We start from the raw sequence: 26,908 nt of genomic DNA, 5'->3' as shown, positions 1-26,908 counted from the left end.
GATGGCTGCGCTTTTTTTCATTCGTTCATTCCAAAAATGCATACATATTTGAGTTGGCCGCCGCAATAAAGTAGAAGCGTATTACATTTCACAATCAAAAGGAGTGACATGATGAAAGGAATTTTTTGGTCGCGTTTTCTATTGGCAGCCAGCCTTTGCTGGGGATCGGGCGTAGGGTTCGCGTTAGCGGCTCCTCCGGAGGCCGGACCCGAAGGCGCTGTCGTCCATGGCTCGGCCAACGCCATCACCGTAAACGGAGACGCCATCTTCAACCACGTTTCGCGCTTGGCCATGTCTTCGAGGGTAGCCGGGACGCAAAATGAGTACAATGCGGTGCAGTACATTAAAGGCGAGCTCGAAAAGTACGGCTACACGGTTACCCTACAGTCCTTTACCTTCCCCAAATTTACCGCCCCAAGCAGCATTCAACTGACGATCGAAGGAGCTCATGGGCTGGCAAGCGAGCAGCTTGCTCCGCAAGCCCTGCAAAACACGCAAGGCGGCGATGTCAGCGGAGAGGTTGTCGATGCGAAAAAAGGCACGCCGCAGGATTTGAAAGGCCTGGAGCTCAAGGGAAAAATAGCTCTGATCGAAGCGGGCCAAATCGATACCAATGCCAAAATCGCCAACGTCGCAGACCAAGGCGCCGTGGCCGTCATTCTTTACAATCCTTCCTCCGATGCCCCAATTTCGGATACGCAATTTAGCACCCTTTCCGTTCCGACCGTCAGCCTGTCGGGCAAAGATGCGCAAGCCTTGAAGCAAAAGCTGGCAGCAAAAGGCGCTCCCCGGGCGCGTCTCAGTGTTCAAGGCGTAGCCGCCATGTCGGCCACCTCCTACAACGTCGTGGCTACGTTAAGGCCAAATACAACGACAACGACCAGCGATCTGGTTACGGTCGGCGCTCATCATGACTCGGTGTCCGCAGGCCCCGGAGCGAACGACGATGCTTCCGGCGTAGGCGTTGTGCTGGAAGTGGCGCGGGTCGTCGCAGGTACCCAGCGGGATTCGGAGGTCCGCTTCCTGACGTTCGGCGCGGAAGAATACGGCTTATACGGCTCTCAAGCCTATGCCAACTCGCTCAGTTCCACGGATATCGGCCGGTTCATCGGGCATTTTCAGCTCGATATGGTAGGCAGCAAAAATTCCGGCACTCTGGGCATGTACACGGTGAACGGACAGAAAAACGTAGTCACCGATCTGGGCGCGACCTTTGCCTCCAGATTATCCGGGGTCATTCCGTATGGCCGCTTCGGACGGAGCGATCATGTTCCGTTCTACCAGCGGGGAGTCGCTACCGCTTTGTACACGCATTCCCCAGCCGAGCCTGAATACCATACCCGGTACGACACCATCGATAAAATCAGCAAGGACAAATTGGCCAACGTCGCAACGATTGTCGGCAATTCCGTAGCGGAGATCTTGTCGCCGACGACACCGTCATTCAAACGATACAAGGATTTCTTTACGCCGGTGAACTATCCATACGATCCGAATCCGCCGGTTTGATCCGCTTCACGTTAAAATTCTCTTCATACGCCGGTGGGATATATCCCTCCAGCCGCTCTTGAAACCCGTGAACTTGATTGAAATTTGCGGTATTTTCACGGGTTCCAAAGGCGGACGTAAACTCTTACGGGATATACCCCACCTCTATTTATCAGAGATTTTCTAATCCTAGGGCTTCTCAACAAGTTCAGGACCGAGCTTATGCCCGGTCCTTTTTCTCGTTTCCGGCTAGCCGCCGTAAGTGTTATTTTTTAGGGAGGAGGATGTGGTAAACTAGTTGCTGACGGCACTACATCTATACGATACAAATGAGGGAATCGAATGAAGCAACCGCTTATCATCGGGGTCGCAGGCGGCGCAGGGAGCGGCAAAACGACGCTCAGTCGTTACTTGGAGGAGCGGGCGCAGCCCTTCCATATCCGGGTCATAGCTATGGACCGCTATTACAAGAAGGAACGGCCACAAGCGGTGGCGCCTTTTCATGGGAATCCATTTGAGGATTTCAACCGGCCCGACGCCCTCGATATTCATCGGATCATGGAGGACGTACGGAACGAAATCGCCGGCGGACAAGCACATCTTCTGATCATTGAAGGGTTCTTGTTGTTTCACTTCACGGAGCTGTTGGACCTGGCAGACCTCAAAATTTATGTCGATTGCCCGCCGGAAGAGAGGCTGCTTAGAAGAATCCCCTCGTTTGCGAAATGGGGCATTGCGGAAGAAGATGTTTCGGCGTACGCCAGCTTTGTTGCCTACCGTCACGCACAGTATGTCGAACCGACAAAATGGCATGCGGATATGGTGGTCAACGGGTTATGCACCCATAAAGGAGGCGAGGTTGTATTAGAATGGATACGGACCCGATTAAGCAGGCAGGAATAGAACAGAGACAGGGGATGAGTGAAATGGACTTGCTTTACCGGAAAGCCATGCCGCAGGACAGCCTGGAGATTGCCCGGTTATCCGGTCAATTGGGCTACCCCGCTAACGCGGAGCAAATCGAAGCAAGGCTGGCTCCAATTCTGAGTGCGGACGATCATGTCGTGATCGTGGCGGAAGCGCAGAGCAAGCTCGTCGGTTGGGTTCATGCGCATGGGAGATTGCTGGTCGAATCTCCGCCCTACGCTGAAATCGGAGGCCTGGTTGTGGATCAGGAGTTCAGGGGCAAGCGGATCGGCCAACAGTTGGTACGGCATTGCGAGGAATGGGCAAGAACGAAGGGCTACCAGGAGCTTCGCGTCCGGGTCAACGTCACCCGAGAGGAAACCCACCTATTCTACAAGCACGCAGGATTCGAAAATACGAAGACGCAGCAAGTTTTCCGAAAAGGGCTGTAGCATGAAGAAAACAATAGCAATCGCCGCAGTCATGTTGTTGGCCGCAGTTGTCATTTACGGTGTGATCCGGCTCGAAATCGGGGGCCCGGAGCAGCAGCTCACCCGCGCCATTGAGAAAGAAGCATCCAAAGCCCGGGAAGCGGGCACGGCCGTTTATTTGAAGGAACACACCGACTTCGCTTGGGACAAAGCGTATATTTTTGGGGCCTATACTGATCCGCAAACCATCAATGCCGCTGTGGGCTATCATTGGACCGATCGACATTTATCCTACGATGATGCTAACAAAATCATCGTTTTTTGCAATGAAGGCAAAGTGGTCCGACATATCGTCTACTCGGGCCCGATGAGCAATAATTTATACGACAGGCCGTTGAGCCCGGAAGAAGCGGTGATTTGGCCGTAGGACGACGAGTTTCCGGCAAGGCAGGCTGTCACAACTATGAAAATCACGGCGATGGCAGGTTCAACCGATGGATCTGTCAGCGCTCTTTTTTGCGGCTTGGGGATACGAAATGAACCGAAATACCGGAGTTGACACCCTTCTTGCTTAGGGGTACGCTTAGAATAAAATTAGTACCTGATCCTATGATTACATACTAACTTTTCGTGGAGGCTGCGTGGGGAGAGGGTGAGTTTAGAAAAAAGATTGGAGGAAACATTGTGAGCCAGTCCAATGTTATGGAAATGACCGTCCCTCAGCGGCAGGAGGAGCTTGCCGATACTGATTACGCCATCGACGTGACGCCTGTCCGAAGGACAATTGCCGAACGCACGCTGCGGAGCGTGACGGAGATTCCACATGCCCTGACGGTTGTCGAAGCGGACGTAACGAATCTGGTCCTGCTGCGCAGCAAGCTCAAAGACGACTTTTTGCGGCAGGAAGGCGTCAACTTGACGTACTTCGCCTTTTTTATCCAAGCGGTCGTCCGGGTGATCAAGGACTATCCGATCATGAATTCCATGTGGGCGGACGACAAAATTATCGTGAAGCGGGACATCCACCTCTCGCTTCTGGTCGGGACGGAAGACTCGGTGCTGGCCCCGGTCATCCGGAACGCCGATCTCCGGAATATCGCCGGACTGGCGCTGGAGATCGACAGGCTGGCTCAATTGGTGCGTACGGGTAAGCTGTCGCCAAGCGACATGCAAGGAGGCACGTTCACGGTGAACAATACGGGGGCGTTCGGCTCGATCTCTTCTTTTCCGACCGTTATCTATCCGCAGGCCGCGATTTTAACGTTCGAATCGATCGTCAAAAAGCCGGTTGTTGTAGACGACCGAATCGCCGTGCGCTCGATGGTTCGTTTGTGCCTGGCGCTGGACCATCGCATCCTGGACGGGGGCGTTTGCGGGCGTTTTTTGCAGCGGGTCAAGGAAAGTCTGGAGGCGTACGGCCCGGAGGGCTCCTTGGATTGAACCTAAAGCTTGGGGACGCGGCAAATTTCACTTTACATTAAGATTGTATAGGATTCACGTTAAGTTTACCCGTTTATATTGTTGTTGTAGGGAAAAGACAACAAAAAGGAAGTGATTCTTATGAATCGAATGGGTAAATGTGGAAGCAAACTGGCTGTCGCTGCCCTGGCCGTTGCAGTATTGGCCGGGAGCGGCCCAGTGCCTGGCGTATCGGCGGAATCCGGTCCGGCAGGACCTCAGGCACCGGAGGAAGTCGAGCGATTTGTCGATGCTTTTTTTAACCAGCCGGATATTCAGAAACAGATGGCCGGTGCCGCGGTGGCCGTGGTGAAGGACGACCGGGTACTGTTAAACAAAGGCTACGGCTACGCCAATGTGGAGCAGAAACTGCCGGTCGACCCGGACCGAACCATATTTCGCGTCGCCTCGGTTTCCAAGGTGATTACAGCTACAGGCGTCATGCAATTGGCCGAGCAAGGGAAGCTCGATTTGAACGCCGATGTGTCGAAATATTTGGGGGAGGTTCGCATCGGGAATCGGACGGATGTACCGTTGACCATGAGGCATTTATTGATGAATGCGACCGGATTTGAGTACGGGGATTTGTCCGATTCTACAACGACCGACTTGTCCAAGGAAGTTTCCTTAAAACAATATCTTCTCAACAATTCGCCCACGATTATACGCCAGCCAGGACAATTTTATCGCTATGACAACCTGGGATTTACGATTCAAGGGTATGTGATCGAACAGGTTGCGGGCCAGCCGTTCGGCGATTACGTTCAGAAACATATTTTTCAGCCGCTGGGCATGACAAACAGCGATTTTCGGCTAACTTCGGAAAATTTAAAGCGGCTCGCCGTGCCCTATAACCAGCTCGGCGATATCCTCCCTACATTTGGGACGGTCCCGACAGAGTTTCCGGGAGGCGGGATGCTCTCAACCGGCTCAGACATGGCTCGGTTTATGATGGCACATCTGAACGGGGGGAAGATCGGGAGCACGGCGATTCTGAGTGAAGCAACGATTCGCGACATGCACAAGCCTCAGCTTGCCATCCATCCGAAGCTGCCGAATATGGCCTACGGCTTCGAATATTCCAATCGGCAAGATGCCAACGGGCAGTATGTGGTAGAGAAGTCCGGAGATGTAGACGGATACCATTCGGGGATGTGGTTGATTCCCGATCAGAAGGTCGGCGTTTTCATTACCGTCAATAAGGATTTTGAGTTCCGGAAGCCTTTTTTCAAAGCCTTCATGAATCATTATTACCCGGCTGCGGGCAAGCAAGCTGATGCTCATGGGCCGCTCTCCTCGTCGCTGGCGGAGTTTGCAGGCACATACAGCGATTTGCGAAACCGGATGTGGACATCGCGCATTCGCGCGGAAGACGGTAAGCTTATCGTGCAAGACCCGCTTGGCGAGCACGTGCTGCATGAAATCGAGCCGCTTCTGTTTCAGGACGATCAAGGTGTCAAAGCGGCGTTCAAACGGAATGAAAAAGGCGAGGTACAGGCGTTTTATTACGATCTGAAGCTCGACAGCTGGTCCGAAAAATTGCCGCAGCCGCGCCCCTATGACGATGTTGGTCCCCAGCATCCCTATGGAGCCTACATCAGCCATTTGCGCCAGCTTGATGTCATCGGGGAGGAAAGCGGCGACAACCTTTTCCGGCCTGAGCAGCCCATCACGCGGGAACAGTTTATCGGCTGGCTCATCCGGTGGTCGGGCATCGCCCCGTCGAAGCAAAAGCCGGTGTTCGCCGATGTCGCAGACAGTCCGTATGCCCAACATATCCAGGCCGCGCAAGAGCTTGGCTTGATCCAGGGATCAGGCGGCGACCGGTTCTTCCCGCAGCAGCCGATGACACGACAGGAAGCGGCGACCATTGTATGGCGCATGGCCTTCAATCATCTGCATGTTACCCCTAAAGAAGCCAAGATTGCAGGCCATACGGATTCATGGGCGGTGGAAGGTGTCCGCTTCGCTGTGGCGAAAGTATTATATGGACCCGAAGTTATCGAGGACCAGAACGGAGCGGCCGACTACAGATCGACACAGCCGATGCTGAGACAAGAAGCCGCCGTACTGTTGTCCCGGTTCGCCGATCATTTATTCTAGCCAGCGGATAGCTCTTTTCTCTCCTTAGCGGATAGCTGATGGATAAGGATACGGGTATAAGGCAATAGAGGTGAAGAGCCAATTAAAACGATATTGATCATCGACGATGAAGCGGAAATTGTCGAATTGCTCACCGTTTATTTAAACCATGCCGGTTACGGCACAATGGCGGCGGGCAATGGCGATGAAGCGTTGACGATCCTGCAGCGCGAGCAGGTTGACTTGATCATCGCGGATATTATGATGCCACGGATGGATGGATGGGAGCTGCTTAAGAAAGTGCGGCAAAGCTCCCCGATTCCATTTCTTTTTCTCTCGGCCAAGTCGGACGATATGGACAAAATATTCGGATTGCAGCTAGGGGCAGACGATTACGTGGGCAAGCCCTTTAACCCGCTTGAGGTCGTAAGCCGGGTGCAGGCGCTGTTCAGACGCCTGGATGCCTTTACCAAGCTGGATAAGCCCGTTCCCGCCATCATCGAAATCGGTGACGTCAAACTGGATTTGGAGAGCTGCAAGCTCTATAAAACCGGTATAACCAAGGAAGTGACATCCTACGAGTTCAAAATTATCGCTTTGTTGATGAGCCAAGCCGGCAGGGTATTCACGAAAGCGCAGATTTACGAGCAGGTATGGGGTGAAGAGTACATGGGGGACGAAAATTTGATTATGGTCTATATCAGCAAACTCCGCGAGAAGATCGAGCATAACCCAAGAAAGCCTGACTACCTGGTTACGATTAGGGGGTTAGGCTACCGTTTTGAGAAGAAACAATAGCATTCGCGGCCCAAGGCCGCTGAAGAAGTTGTTTGTCCGCAACTATATCGTCATTAGCGGCCTTTTGTTAGGCGCGATTGTCGTAGCGCTTGTGAGCACTGATTTTCTGATGAACCGGGTGGTAGACAGGACGGGCGATTTGCCTCGGATTACGGGGGAAGATATTTATCGGTATCCCTTCGAAAATATCGACGGGAAGCTGCTGGACCGGTACGGTGGCTGGTTTGAGGTGATCGACGAGGCGGGAGAGGTGATCTATGTCCGTGGAAATAAGGAAGACGATATCGTCCGTTACCGGGATGGACTGCTCTACGCAAAATTGGATATGCAGCGGAACGATGATTCGATCTACTATCACGCTTATTCGGTAAAGGGGCCGAATCAAGAGCCGTATATCCTGCTTTGGAAAATACCTATGTATACGGATAAAGTATCTATAGCCGCAGCCATTTTTGCTGCATGCTTCGCTGCCGGCTTGCTCGTCGCCGTGTATTTGTACGCCAAATACTCGGTTAAGCAAGTAGAGAAGCCGATCCGGCAAATTATAGAAGGGATTAAAGAAATGGAGCGGCTGAATTATACGAAGCGGCTGACGTTCACGGCCGAGCAGGAGTTCGACGAAATCCGAGAGGCTTTCAACGGGTTGGCCGAGCGGCTGCAGCGAACCTCTGCCGAGAAGGAAGCGGCCGAGACCAGCCGCAAAAACATGCTCTTGCATTTATCGCATGATTTGAAGACGCCTATGACTTCGATTTACGGCTATTCCCAGCTGCTGCTGGACGATCCGTCGCTGGAGGAAAGCAGGAGGCGCAAATATATCCAATACATTCACGACAAATCTTCCTATACGGCCAATTTGATTAAGGACTTGTTCGAATTGGCAAAGCTGGAAGATTCCAATCAAATGCTGAAAAGAGAAAAAGTAAACATCACCAAATGGTTTCAGCAGATTGTGGCGGAATGTTATTCCGAAATCGAGGACAAAGGGTTCGGACTGGATGTGCAGATTCCGGAAGAGCCGCTACCGGTGATGCTGGACCATGTGCATATGAAACGCGTCATCATGAATCTGATCGGAAATGCGCTTAAGTTCAATACAGCGGGAACGGTGCTATACGCGTCTTGCGAAAGCAAGGACGGCCGGGCTGTGCTATGGCTTGGAGATGACGGAATCGGCGTACAGGAACCGCGATCAGGGAGCACATCTTCGAGGAATTTACACGCGGGGCCGGGGCGGTGAAAGACAGTACCGGTTTAGGCCTCGCCATCTGCAAAAAAATCGTTACGCTGCATCAAGGCACGATTGAACTGGAAGCGGATCGGCGGTATTCCACGATGTTTCGGATCAGCTTGCCGCGTGCGGATGCATAGAAGGCAGCGGCAGTTTCGGACGCGAAAATAACGTTCCGGACGGCCGCTGCCTCTATTCGGCTTGCGCTCATTTAGAGTTTTACAATCTTGGTAGCGATATTTTTGCAAAATTCGCTGTCATGCTCCACAAAAAGAATGGTCGGTGAGTGCTCAAGCAGCAGTTCCTCGATCTGCATGCGGGAGATTACATCGATAAAATTAAGCGGCTCGTCCCAAATATGCAAATGAACCTTCTCGCAAAGACTTTTCGCCAGCAGCACCTTCTTCTTTTGGCCGCCGCTGAAGGCTGATATATCCTTGTCAAACTGAACTCTGGAAAAATCAAGCTTTCTTAAAATCGATTTAAACAGGCTTTCATCGATCTCGTTGCTTCTGGCGTAATCCGTTAAATTTCCCTGCAAATGCGAGGTATCCTGCGAAACATACGATATTTTCAGCTGGCTTCCCTTTCGGAACGTGCCGGTATGCGCGATATCCTCGCCGCAAATCAGCTTGATAATGCTTGATTTTCCGGAGCCGTTCGCACCCGAAAGCGCGATTCGCTCGCCTTGTTCAATCGTAAAGCTGATATCGGTGCAAACTGTCTTCTCCCCATAATAAATGGAAACATGGTCTAGTTCGGCGAGCTGATTTTTATGAAAAGGAAGCTGGGTAATCTTTAAGCTCTCCGAGCTTTCGATATTTTTCAAAAGCTGCGACTTTTCCTCGATCGCGTTTTGCTGCCGGTGCTCCATGGCTTTGGAGCGTTTCATCATTTTGGCAGCCTTGTGCCCGATATATCCTTTGTCCACCTTGGAGCCGGAATTTCTTGTGCCGTTCTTCGTTTTTTCCACCTCGTGCGACCAATTGCTCGTTCGTTTGGACGCTTCCGACAAACGTTTAATGTCTTTTTTCAGCTTTTCGTTCTCGCCAAGCTCAAATTGGTCTTGTCTCTGTTTATTTTCCCACCAATCGGAAAAATTGCCTTTTTGAATTTCGATGTCGGTTTTATTGATGGACAGAATATGGTCGACGCAGCGATCCAGGAACGACCTGTCGTGAGAGACGAGGATAAAGCCGCTTTTCGTATTAAGATATTGACTGACCAGTTTTCGTGCGTTCATGTCCAGGTGATTGGTCGGCTCGTCAATCAACAGAAAGCTGTTTTCCTTCAGAAATAAGGCGGCCAGCAATACTTTCGTTTGCTCGCCATTGGACAACGAAGCAAAGGGCCGGTATAGAACATCCTCCGACACCTTGAGCAGCGAAAGCTCGCGCATCAATTCCCAGTGAAGGTAATCCGGGTAGATGTCGCCGATGACATCGATTGTGTTCTGCTCCTTATTCTCCACATGGAATGGAAAATACTCGAAGCTGACTTTGGCGGAAATCGTTCCGCTGTATTCATACTTCCCAAGCAGCAGGTTGAGGAAGGTGGTTTTGCCTCTGCCGTTTCTTCCCGTAAATCCGAGTTTCCAATCGGTATCGATCTGAAAGCTTACGTCCTCGAATAAGTTATCGTAACTGCCGTCATAGGCGAACGTCAGGTTTGTTACATTGATTAATGACATAGATATAGATCCTCCTGTACAAAAATAGAAGAGCTGCAAGAAAGTTACCTTTCCCACAGCTCAAATAAATACAGCAAATCCAACCCTGATATAGAGTTAGATAAGGATATATTGTTTGAGTGAAAAGATATCGTAACTTTCTTGCATATAAATAATAAAACATGCGCTCGTATCGCTTGCTTGTTTTACTATTTTATATTTCTTAGCAAGAAAGTTATTTTACATTATATCTTTTCAGCTCCTGTCATTAATTTAAAGCCATCTTACCATAACTATTTGTTAATTTCAACAATTTGACATCGCGGAAGAGGGAGGATATAATTTCGAAATGACCATATGGTCATTTATAGAACTAATTGGTCAAATGGATTCGTGTGGAATTGAAATCTGCAAGAGAGGTGAATGTTATGACCAAGACCGGTTCGAATTGGGGACCGCTCGTCATTTTGATGGTGAACATGTTTATTACGATGGTGGGTATGGGACTGATCATCCCCATTTTGCCTAAATTCATTACGGAATTCGGGGCAAGCGGCCAGGACATGGGATATCTTGTCGCCGCTATGGGAGTGACGCAACTCCTATTTTCGCCTATTGCCGGCGAGATGTCCGATAAATACGGACGTAAAATTATGATTGTCGGGGGGATCGGGGTATTTGCCTTGTCCCAGCTCCTGTTCGGGCTTGCCGATCAGATGTGGCTGCTTTACGTGTCCAGGCTGCTTAGCGGAATCGGGGCGGCGCTTCTGACACCGGCGATGATGGCCTATGTGGCCGACATTACGCAGGAGAAGGATCGCGGAAAAGGATTGGGCCTGTTCAGCGCCTCCATGTCGCTGGGTGTCGTGATCGGACCCGGCATCGGCGGATTTCTGGCCGACTATGGGCTGCGGGTTCCGTTCTATGTGGCGACGGCCATTGCCGGCGTGTCGGTGCTGCTGTCCCTGCTGTTTCTGCCGGAGACGCAGAGCCGGGAAGCGAGGCAATTGGCCCGGACCGCGGAGAGGAAGCGGGAAAATCTGTTCAAGCAATTGCTTAGCTCGTTTCGCGCGCCGTACTTCGTGCTGCTTCTGCTTGTGTTCATGCTGACGTTCGGGTTAATGAATTTTGAAGCTGTGATTAGTTTATATGTGGACGTGAAGCACGGATTTACGCCGAAGGACATCTCGCTGATGATTACGCTCGGCGCGCTGGCAGGGGTTTTCACCCAAGCGGTTCTGTTCGAAAGGCTGCTGCGGAGGTTTAGCGAGCGTCAAATACTTATTGCTATGTTTTTGCTTTCCGCCGTTATGATGCTGGCGGTCCTTGTGGCGAAGTCGTACGTTTCCGTTTTTGCCGTGACCATTCTGTTTTTCGTCGCCACGACGATTATCCGGCCGGCCGTCAATACGCTGTTGTCCAAAATGGCCGGAAACGAGCAGGGGTTCGTAGCGGGGATGAACAACGCCTATATGAGCTTGGGTACGATTGCGGGACCGTCCATTGCCGGCATGCTGTTCGACGTTAACGTCAATTACCCTTATGTGCTCGGAGCGGCCTTCATGGTGGCAAGCACGGCCATGCTGATCGGCTGGAAGGAACGCAATCGGGTAGGAAGCACGGCACCGTTGCAAGAAGGCGCCGCAGCCGTCCGGGAATAGAGTGGAGCTTGCAAGTTACCTGCGTATCCGCTATATTCCCTATGACGGAAACGAAGCAGACCATACGAGTTTCGGGACGGTGTAACGGTGGAAGAGAAGTGGAACGAGAAGAAGCGGCACATCCTGTTTGCCGCGATGAAGCTGTTCGCTGCGAACGGGTATGTGCAGACGACAATGCAGGAAATCGCCGAAGCTTGCAAAATGTCCAAAGGCAGCGTGTACCAGCAGTTTTCCTCCAAGGAAGCGCTGCTGCTGGATATTTTTAAATTCTTTTTTAAGCGTTTGAACGACGGGATGCAGCTCGTGGAACGCGAACGGCAACTGGGCCCGAGGGAACGCCTGGAGCGGAAAATACTCGTCTGCCTTGGCCTGTGGATCGAATATCCCGAATTTTTCACCATGCAGATGCGGGAAAACGGAGGCTTCGTAAATCAGGAAATTCGGGATTACTTGAAGCAAATGGATACCGAGATCAGTATGTTTTTTATCGACAGCCTTGTTGGCATCTACGGGGACGGCTACGCGCCCTATGCGCCGGAAGGCGTATTGCTGTTAAGCAGCTTGCTGTCGACCTACATGGGCTTGCAGTTGGTCGAGAAGATCACGTTGGGACCGGACGAAGTGTGCCTCCATATTCTGCATATCGTCGATGCGGTAGCGGAACGCGTGCTGCGGGAGAAGCCGCGCCCTCTTTTGAACGAAACCAATTGGCCGAGGCTGAGAGAGGTATACGCGAGAAATGCGAAGTCGGCTCATCCGCTCCTGCTTGTGAAGCGGTGCCGGGAACGGCTGGAGCGGCTCCCCGAAGGGGAAGCGCGCAATGAGGCGCTCGAGTCTCTGGCGGTGCTGGAGCAGGAGCTGGTCGAGATCCGTCCGCGCAAGGTCATCGTGCTCGGCATGCTGGCGAATCTGAAGCGCTCCCCGGAGCTGGCCGATTTGCTGGCGGAGCTGGAGGCGGCGTGCAAACAGGCGGGACTTGTTCGGGGATAGTGAAAAAGCCTTGTTCTCTTCATGGAAAGAGGACAAGGCTTCTTTGTTGATTCCAGGCAAAATGCGATTAAGCCATAAATTCCGTAAACGCTCCGTCCAGTCCCTTCGGCCCGTAGTGCTCCCGGAACTCGTCGATGGAGCCCTGCCGCACCAATTCCCCGTTCCGCAGGAACATGGCCCGGTCGGCGACGGATTCGGCCACCTGCAGGTGGTGCGTCGAGAAAATGACGGCGCGGCCTTCGCGTTTTACTTCTTCGATCAGATGCACGAACGATTGCAGCCAGTACGGATCGAGGCCGTTCGTCGGCTCGTCCAGCACGAGCAGAGGCGGGTCGCCGAGCAGCGCCTGCGCGAACAGCAGCCGCTGCCGCATCCCTTTGGAGAAGGAGGTGACGGGCTTCTGCTGCACCTCGGCCAAACCGACCTTGTGCAGCAGCTCCTGGACGCGGGACGGCGGCACGCTGCGGAGCTTCGCCCAGAACGTGAGCGTCTCCCGCGCAGACAGCGCCTGGCCGAACACGTAGTCGTCGGGCATGTAGCCGACGGAAGCGGCGTAGCGCATCCGATCGGCGCGCCACTGAAGGCCGCACGCTTCGATGGAGCCTTCGGTCGGCTGCGAGCTGCCGACGATCATGCGCAGCAGCGTGCTTTTGCCCGCTCCGTTGCCGCCGCACAGCGCCATCACCTGCCCCGGGTACAGCTCCAGATCGACTCCCTTGACGATCGGCTGCTTGTTGATCGTTTTGCGGACATTCGTCAGCTTCAGCACCGGTTCAGCCACGTGACCGCCCCCTTTCCCAGAACAGGATAGCGGCTCCCAGACATCCGGCGATCCAGACGGCCGAGACGAGCAGGAACAGGAAAGTGCCGCCCGTCCCGCGAATCCATCCGATCCATTCGTAATATTCGGGCCCGAGCACGGACCCTCCGCTCAGCTTGACGACGATGAACAGCCGGACCAGCTCCGCCGGATTGAACAGCGTGAGCACGGCAAGCGCCGGCTTGATCCACAGGTACGGCAGCAAGCCCAGCACGGCGACAAGCAGCGTCGGCCAGCCGATGACGGTGAAGAACCAGATCGCCACGCCGTACGTCAGCGCCTGCCAGCGGTTTTTGGCGAGCGTGCCGACGATGGCGGCCACCGCCAGAAACAGCAGCACGATGCCGGCCGAGAAAGCCAGAAACAACGTGAAGGTTTTCACATCGAACGGCTTTCCTGTAAGCTGTCCGACGACGCCCGTCAAGCCGTAGCCGAAGGCGACGATGACAAGCAGCACGGCGGCAATGCCCGCATATTTGCCCAGCACGAACGCGGGCGTGCCGAGCGGGTAGGCGGAGAGCAGCTGCCAGCCGCCTTCTTCCTTTTCCGCGGTCAGCGAGAAGGAACCGAGCAGCAGCGTCATGAGCGGCAGCAGGTACAAGATCAGGTTCAGCATCGTGCCCGTGACGCTCGAATATCCTTCGACGACCCGGCTGGAGTGAATCAGCAGCAGAGCCAGGCTGAACAAGGAAAAGAGCGCAAGGAACGAGTATGCCCACGGGTTGCGGAAGCCGATTCTCATCTCGCGAATCGCCACAGTCAGCATCGGTTTCATTAGTGTGCGACCTTCGGCTCTTCTTTCTTCGCTTCGCTGCCGCCATGACCGTCTTTCATGTCTTGCTTGCCTTCATCGCCGGGCTTGTGGCTGTCTTTCATATGCTTCATCTTGTCCGAATTGCGTTCCCACGTATGAGAGCCCAGCTCGGAGCCCGTCATCAGCTTGCCTTTTCCGTTCTCCGCGATGAACTTCTCCGCCGTCGCTTTATCCTTGAACGAATAGATGCCGTAAGCCATCGGCGATTTGAACGATTTGTCGTACACGTAGTAAGCCTTCTCCAGCTCGATCCATTCCTTGGAATGGTAGTCCCGGACGAATGTCGCTCCGACCTGCTCGGTGCCGTTTTTGCTCTTCCATTCGTTGTAGCAGCCGATATCGTCGAATTTCAGCGATTTGCCGTCCTTCAGGACCGCTTGCGTGGCAAACTGGTCGTCTTTCACCTGCATGTTGCACACGGCGCATTTGTCCGTCGCTTCGTTGATGGCCTGCGGCTCGTATTTTTTGGCTCCGCATGCCGATAGCACCAGAATGATCATGACGATGGCCAGACTTAAAGTAATCTTTTTCATTTTCTTCGAACCCCCGTTACGAATATGGTTGTTACTGCACTCCCCAGCAGGAGGAGGCTGACGATTAGCGTTCCTGCCGTTTCAGATCCGGCCGGCAGACGGTAGGCGTCCGCTGCGTAAGGCTTCATCGCCGGTGCCCGGTCGGTTGTCCAAGCTTGTTTGGACGAGGTCAGCATGCCTTCCAGAAACGCCATGCCGGGCGACTGGAAGAACAGCTGGAACGGCGGAGTCGTTTTGGTCATCTTTTGAAAAAAAGGATTGATCGCATACGGCATATCGCTGAACCCGTCTCCGTCCAGATCGACGCCTTGGAAGCTGTCCCAATAGTTGCCTTTCACGTCGTTATTCTGGCTGTCCGTCGCTTCCGCCGGGATGACATTGCCCTGAAAATCGTTGCCCTGAAACCGGTTGTTCTCGGATTCTTTGAGCTGCAGGCCTACGTAGTTCACGGTCACCCGGTTGCGCTCCAGCACGTTTTTCTGCGCTTGCTCGACGTAGATGCCGACGCGGTTGCCCTCCAGACGGTTGTCCGCGAAGACGGAATCGCTCGCGTCGAACAGCAGCAGGCCCTGGGAGTTGACGTTCTCGCTCTGCTTGACGAACGTGTTGCCCGAGACCTCCACGCTTTTGACGGCCATCACCATCGCTCCGGTGATGTTGCGCGCCCCGGTGTTGCCCCGGATCGACGAGTCGTTGACGTACATGAAATGCACGCCGTACCGGGACTCGTTCACCTCGTTCTGTTCTACCCGGATGCCGTTGCTGTTCTCGATGTAGATGGCATCGTGCATACCGGTGACGGTGTTGCCTGCGATCACGTTGTCATGGGAGGCGTACAGGTCGATGCCGTTGCCTTTCTCCGTTATCTTGACGTCCGGCCCCGCCCAACCCACCGTTGTACGGCTGATCTTGTTGCGGCTCGCGTCTCGCAGATGAATGCCGGAGGACACCGTCTCGATCCGCAGATCCTCCAGCGTGCCTTCGGCGCCGGAAAGCAGCACGGCCGCCGTAGTCTTCGCTCCCGTGTCCCGGATCGCCAGACCCGCTAACGCGGAGCGGTCGGCACGAAGCTCTACCGCCGGCTGATCCGACTCGTTGACGATCTGCGCTCCGCCCGCGCCTTCGATCCGCAGCGGCTTCGCGACGACGGCGGGCCCCCGGTAGGTCCCCGCCGCCAGCTTTAGCGTGCCGCCCGGCGGCGCTTCGTCAATGAGCTGCTGGAGCGGGAGTTCCTTCCCGCTGCTTCCATTGTTGCCGCTGCTTGCTGCGCAGACCGCCGTGGACGGCAGCACCGCGAGCGAGAACGCCAGCAGCGCGGCGCGCAGGACGGACCCGGGCGGCATCAGGCTGCGGATGCGGTTGCGGCTCATGAAGCGACCTCAATCTTCTTTTTCTTGATGATGTGCAGGTCGCCGATGTACAGATGCACGTAGACGGTGTACGTTCCCGGCTCCTTCAATTCTTTTTCCGCGGAGTACGCGCTTCCTTCCTGCTTCGCATTCAAATACGACAGCGTATCGTTTTCGGACTTGCGAATGTCGAAGGCCAGGGTGGCTTTGGTCGATTCCGGCACACCGCCTAGCGTGGCGGTGAACTTGGTGACGGCGTTCACCTTGGGCGGCGAAGGCTCGGTCGTCAGCGTGACCTCCACCTCCGACGGGTCGACCGGACGCTCGGAGGTAGAGCAGGCGGTCATCACGGCAACCAGCAGCAGGCTGAGCAGGACCGTCAGCATTCGTTTACGATTCATCTCATCACTCCTTACAAAACAGGCAAGCACCCTCATTGTATAGAACGGAAAGCGGGTTGCCCATAGCCCGGTCGGGCTATCGGGGGCGGTTTCCTGTGAAGATAAAATGAACTTTTTGGCAAAACCCCCCAGCCGGTTGAGGGGAGCGGTCCGGAGGAGCGTATGGAAATTATTCCATGAGCTTGTTGAGAAAGTGGTCTAAGCAAAAATAGAGAAAAACATACGGAGATGGGGTATCCACTGGAGAAGCGATAGCGGCCGCCTTTGTCTTCGGGAAATGTCCGCTATGAAGCGGCTTCAATCAAATTTCCTGAAGACAAGAGTGGTCGGAAGTGGATACCCCATCCTTTCGTTACCTCTGTAATCCCGTTTGACCACTTTCTCAACACTCTGATGGAAATTGTTCCATTTTTATGGTAGGTTTAAAAATGGAAAACTTTTGGTTTTTTTGAAAAGGAGATGGACAACATGAATAAATGGCTCATTTTGCTGCTGGCCGCAGCGGTAACCTTCCCGTCGGGATCGCAGACCGCCCGTGCCGACCAGAAGCCTGCGGATCAGAAGCTTGCCGAACCGGGCGCGATGCCTTATATTACTTTGCTTGACGATTTTAAACTGTACGCCAGTGATAAAACGAAACCGAATGAAGTCCTCGGCTCCATCAGCGCTTACCAGTCTGTGAAGCTCGCCCCGATTGAAAGCGATAAACTGCTCTCTATTACGAGGATGGACAAAGTGCCGGTCGAGACGTGGCTTGGCAAAGCGTGGATTAACTTGAAGGAAGGGGCGTACAAGTACGGCCAACTGCAGAAGCAGGAACAGACCTTGACTCTGCTGGACCCCCAGACACCGCTTTATGACTCCCGGATGAAAATAACCGGGTACAGTCTTTCTCCGCAGCAGGTTCAGGCGGTTGCCTCCATCGATGCGTGCGATCCATACACGCCCTGCCGTACGTCGGCGAAGTGGCATTTGATCCGAACCTCCTGGCTCGGGGAGCAATGGATTCGTTCGGAGCAATATGCTGAGAATTACGCGGGCCAACCGGTTGAAGGCATGATCCCCATTGCGCGGGAGAGCGAGGTGTACAGTCAGCCATTTGAAAAGCCGTTGGCCGACGAGCCGAAGCTGCCCCCTCAAGTGTTGAAGCCTGTAGCGAAATATACCCGGTTGGCCGGCATGGCTCCTCCGAGTGTCTGGTACCAGGTCGAGACGCCGAACGGGCTGCGATGGATACGCTGCAGCGACGACTATGGGCTTGGTATTGAAGGATTGGAGCAGGTCGATCTGAAGCTGGATATTCCCGTTCCGTTCTATTATTATCAGACGCCTTTGGCTTTCTCTTCCGATCCCTATAAAACGGGGGGAGAACAAACAGCCCAAACGGTTCAGGTCATCGGGAAAAAAGGAAGCTGGTACTTTACGGTAAGCGAGGGCGTCGGAAAATGGATCAATCCGTCCATGGAAATTGCCTCCCGGTTGACCGGCGAGTTCGAGCATGACGCCAAGCTCGGGGTGCAGCTAAGCAGCGAACGGCTTGAGCTTACCGCGTCCTCGATCGGGTTCGACGTCCCTTATGTAGAAAATCAGCCTGCGGAAAAATGGCTCACGTTTACCCCGCAAACCGTTACGGCATCGCGGGTTTGGAACTCTCCCAACGGGGAGTCCTGGTATTACATCCACACTTGGCAGGGCGCCAAATGGGTCAGGCCGTAAAGCCCGCCTGCGATTGGACGATCGAACTGAAAAATAGGCCTTCGAATCCTACTTTTACGGTGGCTCGAAGGTCTGTTTTACTTTTGCCGGACACCGGTCTCATCGACAAGGGGGTAGCTTTTTGGTATACTTCAAAAAATGTATTGAGAATCATTATCATATAGGGCGGTGCACAAGCTTATGAATCCAGGCATCACGGAACCGGGAGATCGGGTGGTCACTTGGCTGGACGGTACATACTGGAAGCTTCGGGACGTCGAAGCGGTCAAAGGGGACGGCGAATGGCGCATGGAGCAGCAGCTCGCGAATTCGTACGTTCTGCTTGCGGTGACGAAGGGACACGGGCGGTTGATCGTGGACCGGAAGGAAGGCCGGCTCCGCCAGGATACCGCTTATGTGTGCTCTCCGGGCCAGACGTTCGGCGCCGCTTCAGATACGGCGGAAGGGTTGAGCCTGTTTTTGTTCCGGTTCGACTTGTACCGGGAGACGGAAGAGGACGAGGACGAGGGACAGCTCCGGTTCGAGAAGGAACAAGGCTTGTTCTGGGTGCAGGACGAAATTCCGATGATTCCCGCCGCGCAGATGATTACACTATGCGACGCCGTGAACCGCCGTTGGCAGAGCGGTGAGGACGTCGGACGTCCGCGCGCCCGCCTTGCCTTCCGCGAACTGATCTATGGCGTCATGAAAAATGTCGGGCTTTCCTCGAGAAAAGATTCGGAAGCCGCCATCCGGCGGACGAAAGACTATATGGAGCGTCATTTCAACGAAAGCTTGTCGATCGAGCAGCTCGCCCGGATGGCTGGGGTCAGTCCCAAATACTACGTGGAGCTGTTCAAAAAAACGTACGGCAGCAGCGCCATCGATTACTTGACGGAGCTGCGCATGACGCGGGCCAAGCAGTTGATGGCCGGTTCGAACGTCAGGCTGCGGGACATCGCCCAGCAGGTCGGCTACAGCGACGAGTTTTATTTAAGTCGAAAGTTCAAACAGGAAGTCGGCGTATCGCCGACGGTGTATATGAAGAACCGCAGCCGCAAGATAGCCGCCTACAGCTCGGCCATCACCGGCCAGCTTGTAGCGCTGCGGATGCTGCCTTATGCCGCACCGCTTCATCCGAAGTGGACGGCCTACTACTACGAAACGTACCGCAACGATATTCCCGTTCATCTCAGCGCCTACCGCAACAATATGGATTGGGAAACAAATATCGACACGCTGCGCAAAGCGCGTCCGGACGTTATTCTGTGCCGCACCGGGCTGGACGAGGAAGAACAGGATAAGCTGAAGCAGATCGCTCCGCTCCTGCAGGTGCCGTGGGCCGAGAAGAACTGGCGGGAACAGCTGCAGTTTACGGCAGAGTTTCTCGGAGCGTCGAAGGAGGCGGAGCTGTGGCTGAGAGAGTACGACCGGAAGGTGGAGTCCGTTCGGGAACGGCTTGCCCGCGAGGCGGGGGACGATACGGTTCTGATCCTGCGCATTTATAAGGACGAATGCCATGTGTTCAGCAACCGGAGCATGCGGGAAGTGCTGTACGGCGACCTGCAAGTGAAGCCGGCTTGCCCGGTTGGCCGCACCGTTCTCAATGAGCCGATTACGCTGGAAGACTTGGCGGAGATCGACGCGGACCGCCTGCTGCTGCTCGTTCGCCAGGAGCCGGAATCTCTGGCTCACGCCAAGCGGTTAAGCGGCGCTCCTGCATGGCAGGATTTGAAAGCGGTCCGGAAGCAACGGGCGCACCGCATTCCTTCCGACCCGTGGCACGAATATTCCGCCACTGCCCACGATCGGATCGTCGATGCGGCGCTGCATCTGTTTTCCGACAATTGTCCAAAGTGACTCCGGAAATCGTCCATGGTTTAAGGGGGGAGGGTAGTTTATAATCGCAAATGAGAATCGTTATCAATGAGAGGGGATTAGCAAGATGTTGAAACGCAGATGGTCAGGAATAGGAGCTGCGGTGCTGCTGGCGCTTGCCTTGTCCGCTTGCGGCACGGCAGGTCAGGGGAAAGAGCAGCCGGCCGCTTCGGCAGGAACGGAGAAACCGGCGGCAGCGGCCAAAGACGCCGCGGCTCCGGCGACCAAAACGATCAAATATCTCGGCAAGGATTACACGGTGCCCGGCAAAACGGACCGAATCGTCATCGCGGGCGCGATGGAAGCGATGGAGGATGCGCTGGTGCTTGGCGTGAAGCCGGTCGGCGCGATTACCGTAGGCGGCAAATTTCCGAAGATGTTCGAAAGCATCACGCAAGGCGTGGAAAGCACCGGCGAAAAAATGCAGCCGAATATCGAAGGCATTTTGAAGATGAAGCCGGACGTCATTCTGGGCTCTTCGAAGTTCCCGCCGGAAATGGCGGAGAAGCTGGCGAAAGTCGCGCCGACGTTCCCGGTGTCGCATATTTCGACGAACTGGGAAGCCAATCTGCTGCTGCTGGGCGAGCTGACCGGCAAGCAGGAACAGGCCAAGCAGGTGCTGCAAAAATATAAGGAAGATGTGACGGCAGCCAAAGCGAAGCTCGGCGATCGCTTGAAAGACAAGAAGGTCGTCTCCCTGAGAGTCCGGACCGGCAACCTGTACATTTATCCCGAAGGCGTGTTCTTCAACGCGTCGCTGTATGCCGATCTCGGCTTTACGGCTCCTCCGGAAGTGAAGGCGGCGAAGGCGCAGGAGCTCATCTCGATCGAGAAATTCAGCGAAATGAACCCGGATTACATTTTCCTGCAGTTCTCCGAGGACGAAAACAAAGACACGCCGAAGGCGCTGGAGGATCTGCAGAAAAATCCGATCTGGCAGAGCATCAATGCGGTGAAAAACGGCAAAGTATTCGTCAACGTCGTCGATCCGCTGGGGCAGGGCGGCACCTCGTGGAGCAAAATTCAATTCCTGAAAGCAGCTGTGGAAAAGCTGGCCTCCTGATTCCAGGCAGGCGAGCCGACAAACCATGAAACAAGCATACAAGCTTCACCCGGCGTGGATCTTATGGCTTTCGCCGGTTGCGATCGTCCTCTCGATCATTTTATCCGTCCGTTTCGGCTCCAAAACGATCGATGCAGGCACGCTCTGGGGGGCGTTCGCCAATTTCGACCCGGGCAACGTCAATCATCAAATCGTGATGCACTCCCGCGTCCCGCGCGCGGTCGGAGCGCTGCTCATCGGCGCTTTCCTGGCGATGTCGGGAGCGCTCATGCAGGGGATGACAAGGAACTACCTTGCATCCCCTTCGATCATGGGGGTGACCGACGGCTCGGTATTCGCCATTACGGTCTGCATGATCGCGCTGCCCGGCTCTTCTTCGATCGAAATGATCGTGTATTCGTTCATCGGCTCGGCGTTCGGCGTAGGGCTTGTCTTCGGACTGGCGTCCCTTCTGCCGGGCGGGATGTCTCCGGTCCGGCTGGCGGTGACGGGCACCGTGATCGGAACGTTTCTCGGCAGCATGGCGACCGCGTTCTCGACGTATTTTCAAGTTTCGCAAAAAATCGGCTTTTGGTATAACGCCCGCCTGCATCAGATGGACCCGAATCTGATCAAGCTGGCGATTCCTTTTGCCGTGGTCGGGGTCGTGCTTGCGCTGCTCATCTCGAAATCCGTGTCGATTCTTTCCTTAGGCGAAGAAGTGGCGGTCAGCCTCGGACAGCGGACGCTGATCGTTAAAGTGGTCGCGATGCTTGCCGTCATTTTGCTTACGGGCGTTTCCGTGGCGCTGGCCGGCAAGATCGCTTTCGTCGGCTTGATCGTCCCGCATATTACCCGTTTTCTCGTCGGCCTCGATTACCGGTGGATCGTGCCGTGCGCCGGTGTGCTGGGCGGGGTATTTCTTGCCTTGTGCGATGTCGCAAGCCGCTTCATGAACTATCCGTTCGAGATGCCGATCGGCGTCGTGACGTCCTTGGTCGGGGTTCCTTTCTTTCTGTATCTGATCCGGAAGAAGGGAGGGGAACAGCGTGCGTAATCAATCAACCGGCAAGTACATGGCGGTGCTGCTCGGAGGGGTCGCGCTGATCGTCACGGCCGCCTACCTGTCTCTGACGAACGGAGCCTTCGACATGACGGTGGGCGATATCGTTCGAACGCTGCTTCGGATCGACCCGCAGCCCGAGCACGACCTGGTCATCTTCGATTTCCGGCTGCCCCGGATCGTTATTGCCGCGTTGGTCGGCTTGGGGCTGGGCGTGGCCGGCGCGGCGATCCAAGGCGTCACGCGGAACGGGCTGGCCGATCCGGGAATTTTGGGCATCAACGCCGGAGCGGGCGCGGCTGTCGTCATCTTTATGTTTTTTTTCAGCGGGCAAATCAAGGGGGCGGGCTGGTTCTCCACGATGGCGATGCCGTTGTTCGGTTGGGCCGGCGGTCTGACCACGGCCGCGTTTCTGTACCTGTTCGCCTGGAAGGATGGCAAGCTGGACCCGCAGCGCGTCCTTCTGGTGGGTATCGCGACCGCTTCCGGACTCGGCGCGGTTGCCATGTATATCAGCCTGAAAATGAATCCGTCCGACTTCGAGATGGCCACGGTCTGGATGACCGGCAGCATCTACAACGCCAACTGGAAGTTTATCGTCGCGATGCTCCCGTGGCTGGTCGTTCTTATACCCGTCATCGTGCGCAGATCGTACGTTCTGGACTTGCTCCAGCTGGAGGAGAACAGCGTCAGAAGCTTGGGCGTCGCTGTGGAAAAGGAACGCATGATCCTGCTGCTCGGCAGCATCGGGCTTGTGAGCGCCTGCGTCAGCGTGTCGGGCGGGATCGGCTTCGTCGGCCTCATGGCGCCTCATATCGCCAGACGTCTTGTGGGCATCCGGCACGTCCGTATGGTTCCCGTCTGCGGCCTGATCGGCATGGCGCTGGTCGTCGTATCGGACTTTATTGCGAAGACAGTATTTTCGCCCGCCGAACTGCCTGTCGGCATTGTCATATCAATTATCGGCGTGCCGTATTTTGTATATTTGTTATTTAAGGCCAGAGCCTGATGCAGGGACTGGTCCCAACCCGGGAGGGCGTCATGCAGGGAAAAATCATAGTCGAATCGTTCGAGGGCAGGGAGATAGCCGTCTATCTCCCGCCTTCATATTTTACAAGCGGGGCGGCATACCCGGTCGTTTACGTGCAGGATGGAAGCTATTTGTTCGATTCCTCTATGGAGGAGCTGGAACGACGGTTTGAGAGCGGCGAGCTGCGCGAGCTTATCTTCGTCGGCATTACGCCATTCGAGCGGAATGACGAGTACACACCGTGGGTTGCCCCCTCGCTGGCGGACTCGTCCCGGAATTTTGGCGGACAGAGCGCCGATTATCTCGCCTTCGTTACCGGCCGCTTGAAGCCTTGGGCCGATGAGAAGTACCGGACATCCCGCCTGCCGGAGGAGACGGGCATCGCCGGCGGCTCGTTCGGAGGCTTGGTCTCGCTTTACGCCGCTTATTTGCATCCCGACGTGTTCGGCCGGTTCGGGCTGCTGTCCGCTTCCTTCTGGTATCCGGACTTCATGGAGTATGTGAGAACGAAGCCGATGGAGGCGGCGGGACGCAAAATCTATATGTATGTCGGAAGCATCGAAGGCATCCATAAACCGAGCGCCCAGAAAATGATGGTACCGTATACCCGCGAAGCGCATGCGATATTGACGGAGCGGGGGTTTACCGGGGACCGATTGCGGCTTGAGATCGAAGACGGCGCGGGTCACGAAGCGAAGTATTTCATCAAACGTTTTCCGGAAGCGATGGCTTGGCTGTTTCCGGCGGAAATCGGTTCTTGAAATTTTCGGCCGGTCCGCTTATAGTACAGTTAGTAATTAATAACTAACTGATCGAGGAGATCGGCCGGAGCACTCCGGTTTCGCAGGAGGAACGATGGGCAAGATGAAGTCGAAGAACGGTGAGCCTGCCGCAGCGAACCGCAGAGATGAAATATTGGAAGCCGCCGTTGCGGTGTTCTCGGAGCATGGCTACTACAGCGCCACTACGGCGCAAGTTGCGGAGCGGGTGGGCATTTCGCAGCCTTATGTGTTCAAATTTTTCAAAAGCAAAGCGGAGCTGTTCGCCGCTGCGCTGAAGCTGGCCTTCGAGCGCATCGTCCGTGCGTTCTCGGGAGTGGATGCATCTTCGGACCGGCTGGAGCAGGCGATGATACAAGCTTACGAAGAGCTGATGCGCACACATCATCATGAGATCGTTTTGCAAATGCAAGCGATGGTCATCAAGGAAGAGCCGATCCGCCAAGTGATGCGGGAAGGCATACATCAGGTGACGGCTTCCGTGGAGGCGCGCTTTCGTGAAGCGGGCATCGCACAGCCGGAGGTAGCGGTCAGCATGTTCATGGCGAACGGCATGTTGTGCAACATTTCAGCCGTTTTGGAGATGCCCGAGCTTAAGCCGAAGCACCCGGAACGCTAATCTTTATTTCTTCCTATTAGGTAAACACCGTGCTTCTTCTGGATGTCTCCCCATAGACTGATCTCATAAAGTTGATCATACGCCCTGGGAGGAGAATGCTGTATGGAGCCAACGACCGACTTGGAAAAACTTCGGATGAGATTATGGGATCGATACTTAACCTTACAGGACAGGAACAAAATTTCTTTTGATCAATACTGGTATGAACTTCTGATTAGATATTCGATAACGGATGAAGATTTGAATGGGGAAACAGCCGCGAAATGAGAATGGATATTAAGGAGACCCCTGTTCATCAAAGTAATCGTACTCATTGCTTCGACGAACAAGGGTCTTTTTTCATTATACAGGTATTCCACTGCAAGAAAACAAAAAAAAGCCGCACGCGGCGGCCCCATCAGAATAAAAAAACTTTTAATGTCAGATCCATAAACTGATGCTAACAATGACCAGCAAAATGAAAAGAACCAGAATAACACCTCACTAGAGCGTTTCACACGGCAAGTATATGAAGAAGAGGGGAACAAAGAAGGCGAATTGCTGTAAAGTGATTATCGAGACATGGATGGGCCAGGAATAGAAGGAGCTGGACGTAAAACGGCAGGAGGCGGAGCGTGCCGGGGAAGGCACCACGGCCGCGGCATATCAGCAATAATCAAACTCCCCGTATTTTGTTTGCAATTCAATATCGTACAGTCTCGCCTTGAAAAGATTTTACTTTTTGTTCTGTGAAGTTTGATCTGGCGAATATCCCAATCAATACCGAGCCCAAAGTAACCATGGCGGCTATGGCATAGATCGTCTGAATGCCGAAAGTATCGGCTACCCACCCAAGAGAAAGCAATGAAACACTGAAAACCACATTGTTCGTTACCTCAAGACAAGCCATGACCTTCGGCAGCTTATCTTTTTCAGCATTTTCTTGTAATAAAGTTCTCCTAATCACTGCCGTTACTTGGAGGGGTGGACCCATTATAAACATCAGTGCTATTGCCACAAAAGGGCTTCCGTTAAATGCGAATGCTCCTGCTATGGCTGCATAAATCGCCAGACCCCATAACATTAAGGGGAATTTCTTATTGTTAAAGTAATTCGACACTGAAACTACAAGCAACCCACCTATAATAGACCCCGCAAAGAAAGATCCATTTGCTAATCCCCACCAACTTTCGTCTTTTTGGAGGACTTGAACACAGAATGCTAAAACGAAGGCACCAATCCAAGCTGTACCTCCTATGGTGTCAATAGCATCAACTATAAAGACAGTTCTGATCCGCTTATCTTTAAACGATGCCTTCCATCCTTCCACAGCTTGTGTCCATTTTGACTTTTTATGATGTGATTTGTCTTGCTCGCTATTATCTTTGATCAGAGAAGCAAGTATTGTAGCAATAAACAATGATACTAAAACGATTATCATGGAATTAAATGTTCCAAGCATAATCACCAAAACACCGCTGAAAGCCCAACTAGAGCATTTAATGATCTGATCGGTTGTGGATACCAACCCATTTACTTTTATCAGTGCCTCTTTGGTGGCTAGTCGAGGAATGATGGAATTTCTGCAAGGCTTAACCCAACCATCGAAAAATGAAATACAAAAAATCAGCAAAAACAGGATGGCTAAGGGGATTGATTCCGTTAAAAAATAATAAATCATTAAGCATGAGAATATTGAGAATTGCGCTAATTGAGCGAATACCAATATCTTGACCAATCTGAACTTTGAAACTACTAACGGAAAAACCAAACCGCTTACGATCTGTGAAAGATATCGCATTAAAGGTACAATTACGGTGGACAACAATGAATGGGTGTTTCCAAAGACAAAAGAAATTACTGTCATTAAGTAAATGATGTCTGCAACGTTTGAAATAGTTTGACTTCCCCATAAAAGATAAAATGATCTCTTAATCATCACTTAGCTCATTTCCTTACATCTCATATTTACCTTCAATGTATATATATGTTAATTATAACATAAATAACACACCAGAAGGAAGCCCTACTGGTGTGTCTGCCTTGGGAAACCATAAGTCTTTTCAAACGCCGATAGTTGAGCCTTCGAAGGAGTCCCGGCCAAGCGAACTGGTCAGGGACTTTTTTCATTGATTACACCGCAGCACACGTATAACTTTGCCATGGAAACCACATCCTAACGTGTAACTTAT

24 protein-coding genes and 1 pseudogene are annotated in these 26,908 nt (G+C 53.7%); 18 read left to right on the top strand and 7 right to left on the bottom strand.

All coding sequences use genetic code 11. The features are described from left to right. Window positions 1-111 precede the first annotated feature (111 nt). From KQX66_RS02485 to KQX66_RS37205, 9 genes and pseudogenes are all read left to right on the top strand, one after another. Window positions 112-1,509: a M28 family peptidase gene (locus KQX66_RS02485; RefSeq protein ID WP_216789262.1), complete on the top strand. Its 1,398-nt coding sequence runs from the start codon at window positions 112-114 to the stop codon at window positions 1,507-1,509. 321 nt (window positions 1,510-1,830) lie between these two features. After that, complete coding sequence (locus KQX66_RS02480) at window positions 1,831-2,391, top strand: uridine kinase family protein (RefSeq protein ID WP_216789260.1); 561 nt, start codon at window positions 1,831-1,833, stop codon at window positions 2,389-2,391. Between the two features lie 23 nt (window positions 2,392-2,414). Further along, window positions 2,415-2,846 carry a GNAT family N-acetyltransferase gene (locus tag KQX66_RS02475; protein WP_216789258.1) on the top strand — a complete coding sequence of 144 codons (432 nt, stop codon included), beginning with the start codon at window positions 2,415-2,417 and terminating at the stop codon, window positions 2,844-2,846. Window position 2,847: 1 nt separating this feature from the next. After that, window positions 2,848-3,252 (top strand): hypothetical protein, encoded by a 405-nt coding sequence (locus KQX66_RS02470; RefSeq protein ID WP_216789256.1) that lies wholly within the window; start codon window positions 2,848-2,850, stop codon window positions 3,250-3,252. Between the two features lie 320 nt (window positions 3,253-3,572). Continuing rightward, window positions 3,573-4,265, top strand: a pseudogene (locus tag KQX66_RS02465) (dihydrolipoamide acetyltransferase family protein); the annotation flags it as partial. 120 nt (window positions 4,266-4,385) lie between these two features. Further along, a complete protein-coding gene (locus tag KQX66_RS02460) occupies window positions 4,386-6,386 on the top strand; it encodes a serine hydrolase domain-containing protein (protein ID WP_253956842.1) in 2,001 nt (666 codons plus the stop codon). Window positions 6,387-6,467: 81 nt separating this feature from the next. Continuing rightward, the gene (locus KQX66_RS02455) at window positions 6,468-7,163 is read left to right on the top strand and encodes a response regulator transcription factor (RefSeq protein WP_216789699.1); all 696 of its coding nucleotides are present in this window, start codon (window positions 6,468-6,470) and stop codon (window positions 7,161-7,163) included. Next, entirely contained in the window at window positions 7,147-8,403 is a 1,257-nt protein-coding gene (locus KQX66_RS02450) for a sensor histidine kinase (RefSeq protein WP_253956840.1), read from the top strand. The genes KQX66_RS02455 and KQX66_RS02450 overlap by 17 nt, the downstream gene beginning before the upstream one ends. Further along, window positions 8,400-8,534 (top strand): ATP-binding protein, encoded by a 135-nt coding sequence (locus KQX66_RS37205; RefSeq protein ID WP_308647048.1) that lies wholly within the window; start codon window positions 8,400-8,402, stop codon window positions 8,532-8,534. The genes KQX66_RS02450 and KQX66_RS37205 overlap by 4 nt, the downstream gene beginning before the upstream one ends. Before the next feature lie 71 nt (window positions 8,535-8,605). Here the strand turns inward: KQX66_RS37205 and KQX66_RS02445 are convergent, their stop codons facing one another. Further along, window positions 8,606-10,084, bottom strand: a complete 1,479-nt coding sequence (locus KQX66_RS02445) for an Lsa family ABC-F type ribosomal protection protein (RefSeq protein WP_216789254.1) — start codon at window positions 10,082-10,084, stop codon at window positions 8,606-8,608. Window positions 10,085-10,491: 407 nt separating this feature from the next. On the opposite strand from KQX66_RS02445, the gene KQX66_RS02440 reads away from it, so the two are divergent. Both KQX66_RS02440 and KQX66_RS02435 read left to right on the top strand, forming a co-directional pair. Then, window positions 10,492-11,724: an MFS transporter gene (locus tag KQX66_RS02440; RefSeq protein ID WP_216789253.1), complete on the top strand. Its 1,233-nt coding sequence runs from the start codon at window positions 10,492-10,494 to the stop codon at window positions 11,722-11,724. 87 nt (window positions 11,725-11,811) lie between these two features. Further along, entirely contained in the window at window positions 11,812-12,714 is a 903-nt protein-coding gene (locus tag KQX66_RS02435) for a TetR/AcrR family transcriptional regulator (RefSeq protein WP_216789252.1), read from the top strand. A 67-nt stretch (window positions 12,715-12,781) separates the two neighbouring features. Here KQX66_RS02435 and KQX66_RS02430 read toward each other — a convergent pair whose 3' ends face one another. From KQX66_RS02430 to KQX66_RS02410, 5 genes are read right to left on the bottom strand one after another with little or no spacing between them, the layout of a single operon-like run. Beyond that, on the bottom strand, window positions 12,782-13,495 hold the full coding sequence (locus tag KQX66_RS02430; RefSeq protein WP_063178017.1) for an ABC transporter ATP-binding protein: 714 nt from the start codon (window positions 13,493-13,495) through the stop codon (window positions 12,782-12,784). Beyond that, window positions 13,488-14,309 (bottom strand): ABC transporter permease, encoded by an 822-nt coding sequence (locus KQX66_RS02425; protein ID WP_216789251.1) that lies wholly within the window; start codon window positions 14,307-14,309, stop codon window positions 13,488-13,490. The genes KQX66_RS02430 and KQX66_RS02425 overlap by 8 nt, the downstream gene beginning before the upstream one ends. Further along, window positions 14,309-14,881 (bottom strand): nitrous oxide reductase accessory protein NosL, encoded by a 573-nt coding sequence (locus KQX66_RS02420; RefSeq protein WP_216789250.1) that lies wholly within the window; start codon window positions 14,879-14,881, stop codon window positions 14,309-14,311. Before KQX66_RS02420 ends, KQX66_RS02425 begins: the two co-directional genes overlap by 1 nt. Beyond that, window positions 14,878-16,251, bottom strand: a complete 1,374-nt coding sequence (locus KQX66_RS02415; RefSeq protein ID WP_216789248.1) for a right-handed parallel beta-helix repeat-containing protein — start codon at window positions 16,249-16,251, stop codon at window positions 14,878-14,880. Before KQX66_RS02415 ends, KQX66_RS02420 begins: the two co-directional genes overlap by 4 nt. Next, entirely contained in the window at window positions 16,248-16,631 is a 384-nt protein-coding gene (locus KQX66_RS02410) for a FixH family protein (RefSeq protein ID WP_216789246.1), read from the bottom strand. The genes KQX66_RS02415 and KQX66_RS02410 overlap by 4 nt, the downstream gene beginning before the upstream one ends. A gap of 468 nt (window positions 16,632-17,099) precedes the next feature. On the opposite strand from KQX66_RS02410, the gene KQX66_RS02405 reads away from it, so the two are divergent. The 7 genes from KQX66_RS02405 (at window position 17,100) to KQX66_RS02375 (ending at window position 24,737) form a co-directional block, all read left to right on the top strand. Next, window positions 17,100-18,347: a hypothetical protein gene (locus KQX66_RS02405; RefSeq protein ID WP_216789244.1), complete on the top strand. Its 1,248-nt coding sequence runs from the start codon at window positions 17,100-17,102 to the stop codon at window positions 18,345-18,347. A gap of 180 nt (window positions 18,348-18,527) precedes the next feature. Beyond that, window positions 18,528-20,186, top strand: coding sequence for an ABC transporter substrate-binding protein (locus KQX66_RS02400; protein ID WP_216789242.1), 1,659 nt, complete (start codon window positions 18,528-18,530; stop codon window positions 20,184-20,186). Window positions 20,187-20,271: 85 nt separating this feature from the next. Beyond that, window positions 20,272-21,267, top strand: a complete 996-nt coding sequence (locus KQX66_RS02395) for an iron-hydroxamate ABC transporter substrate-binding protein (protein ID WP_216789239.1) — start codon at window positions 20,272-20,274, stop codon at window positions 21,265-21,267. Between the two features lie 25 nt (window positions 21,268-21,292). Further along, window positions 21,293-22,303: a FecCD family ABC transporter permease gene (locus KQX66_RS02390; protein ID WP_216789236.1), complete on the top strand. Its 1,011-nt coding sequence runs from the start codon at window positions 21,293-21,295 to the stop codon at window positions 22,301-22,303. Window positions 22,304-22,322: 19 nt separating this feature from the next. Beyond that, entirely contained in the window at window positions 22,323-23,318 is a 996-nt protein-coding gene (locus KQX66_RS02385) for a FecCD family ABC transporter permease (RefSeq protein WP_216789697.1), read from the top strand. 32 nt (window positions 23,319-23,350) lie between these two features. After that, complete coding sequence (locus KQX66_RS02380; protein WP_253956839.1) at window positions 23,351-24,100, top strand: alpha/beta hydrolase; 750 nt, start codon at window positions 23,351-23,353, stop codon at window positions 24,098-24,100. Window positions 24,101-24,194: 94 nt separating this feature from the next. Next, window positions 24,195-24,737, top strand: coding sequence for a TetR/AcrR family transcriptional regulator (locus KQX66_RS02375; protein ID WP_216789232.1), 543 nt, complete (start codon window positions 24,195-24,197; stop codon window positions 24,735-24,737). A gap of 682 nt (window positions 24,738-25,419) precedes the next feature. On the opposite strand, the gene KQX66_RS02370 is transcribed toward KQX66_RS02375, so the two are convergent. Next, on the bottom strand, window positions 25,420-26,655 hold the full coding sequence (locus KQX66_RS02370) for an MFS transporter (protein WP_253956877.1): 1,236 nt from the start codon (window positions 26,653-26,655) through the stop codon (window positions 25,420-25,422). Window positions 26,656-26,908 lie beyond the last annotated feature (253 nt).

Source organism: Paenibacillus oleatilyticus (assembly GCF_018998565.1).
GTDB classification, from domain to species: domain Bacteria; phylum Bacillota; class Bacilli; order Paenibacillales; family NBRC-103111; genus Paenibacillus_G; species Paenibacillus_G oleatilyticus.
Note: the sequence above shows the minus strand (reverse complement) of the source record. Positions and strands in the feature narration are given on the sequence as shown.

Coding starts and splice junctions, on each gene's coding strand:
- KQX66_RS02485 (WP_216789262.1), top strand. CDS start 112: ATGAAAGGAATTTTTTGGTCGCGTTTTCTATTGGCAGCCAGCCTTTGC.
- KQX66_RS02480 (WP_216789260.1), top strand. CDS start 1,831: ATGAAGCAACCGCTTATCATCGGGGTCGCAGGCGGCGCAGGGAGCGGC.
- KQX66_RS02475 (WP_216789258.1), top strand. CDS start 2,415: ATGGACTTGCTTTACCGGAAAGCCATGCCGCAGGACAGCCTGGAGATT.
- KQX66_RS02470 (WP_216789256.1), top strand. CDS start 2,848: ATGAAGAAAACAATAGCAATCGCCGCAGTCATGTTGTTGGCCGCAGTT.
- KQX66_RS02460 (WP_253956842.1), top strand. CDS start 4,386: ATGAATCGAATGGGTAAATGTGGAAGCAAACTGGCTGTCGCTGCCCTG.
- KQX66_RS02445 (WP_216789254.1), bottom strand. CDS start 10,084: ATGTCATTAATCAATGTAACAAACCTGACGTTCGCCTATGACGGCAGT.
- KQX66_RS02440 (WP_216789253.1), top strand. CDS start 10,492: ATGACCAAGACCGGTTCGAATTGGGGACCGCTCGTCATTTTGATGGTG.
- KQX66_RS02425 (WP_216789251.1), bottom strand. CDS start 14,309: ATGAAACCGATGCTGACTGTGGCGATTCGCGAGATGAGAATCGGCTTC.
- KQX66_RS02420 (WP_216789250.1), bottom strand. CDS start 14,881: ATGAAAAAGATTACTTTAAGTCTGGCCATCGTCATGATCATTCTGGTG.
- KQX66_RS02415 (WP_216789248.1), bottom strand. CDS start 16,251: ATGAGCCGCAACCGCATCCGCAGCCTGATGCCGCCCGGGTCCGTCCTG.
- KQX66_RS02410 (WP_216789246.1), bottom strand. CDS start 16,631: ATGAATCGTAAACGAATGCTGACGGTCCTGCTCAGCCTGCTGCTGGTT.
- KQX66_RS02405 (WP_216789244.1), top strand. CDS start 17,100: ATGAATAAATGGCTCATTTTGCTGCTGGCCGCAGCGGTAACCTTCCCG.
- KQX66_RS02400 (WP_216789242.1), top strand. CDS start 18,528: ATGAATCCAGGCATCACGGAACCGGGAGATCGGGTGGTCACTTGGCTG.
- KQX66_RS02395 (WP_216789239.1), top strand. CDS start 20,272: ATGTTGAAACGCAGATGGTCAGGAATAGGAGCTGCGGTGCTGCTGGCG.
- KQX66_RS02390 (WP_216789236.1), top strand. CDS start 21,293: ATGAAACAAGCATACAAGCTTCACCCGGCGTGGATCTTATGGCTTTCG.
- KQX66_RS02385 (WP_216789697.1), top strand. CDS start 22,323: ATGGCGGTGCTGCTCGGAGGGGTCGCGCTGATCGTCACGGCCGCCTAC.
- KQX66_RS02380 (WP_253956839.1), top strand. CDS start 23,351: ATGCAGGGAAAAATCATAGTCGAATCGTTCGAGGGCAGGGAGATAGCC.
- KQX66_RS02375 (WP_216789232.1), top strand. CDS start 24,195: ATGGGCAAGATGAAGTCGAAGAACGGTGAGCCTGCCGCAGCGAACCGC.
- KQX66_RS02370 (WP_253956877.1), bottom strand. CDS start 26,655: ATGATTAAGAGATCATTTTATCTTTTATGGGGAAGTCAAACTATTTCA.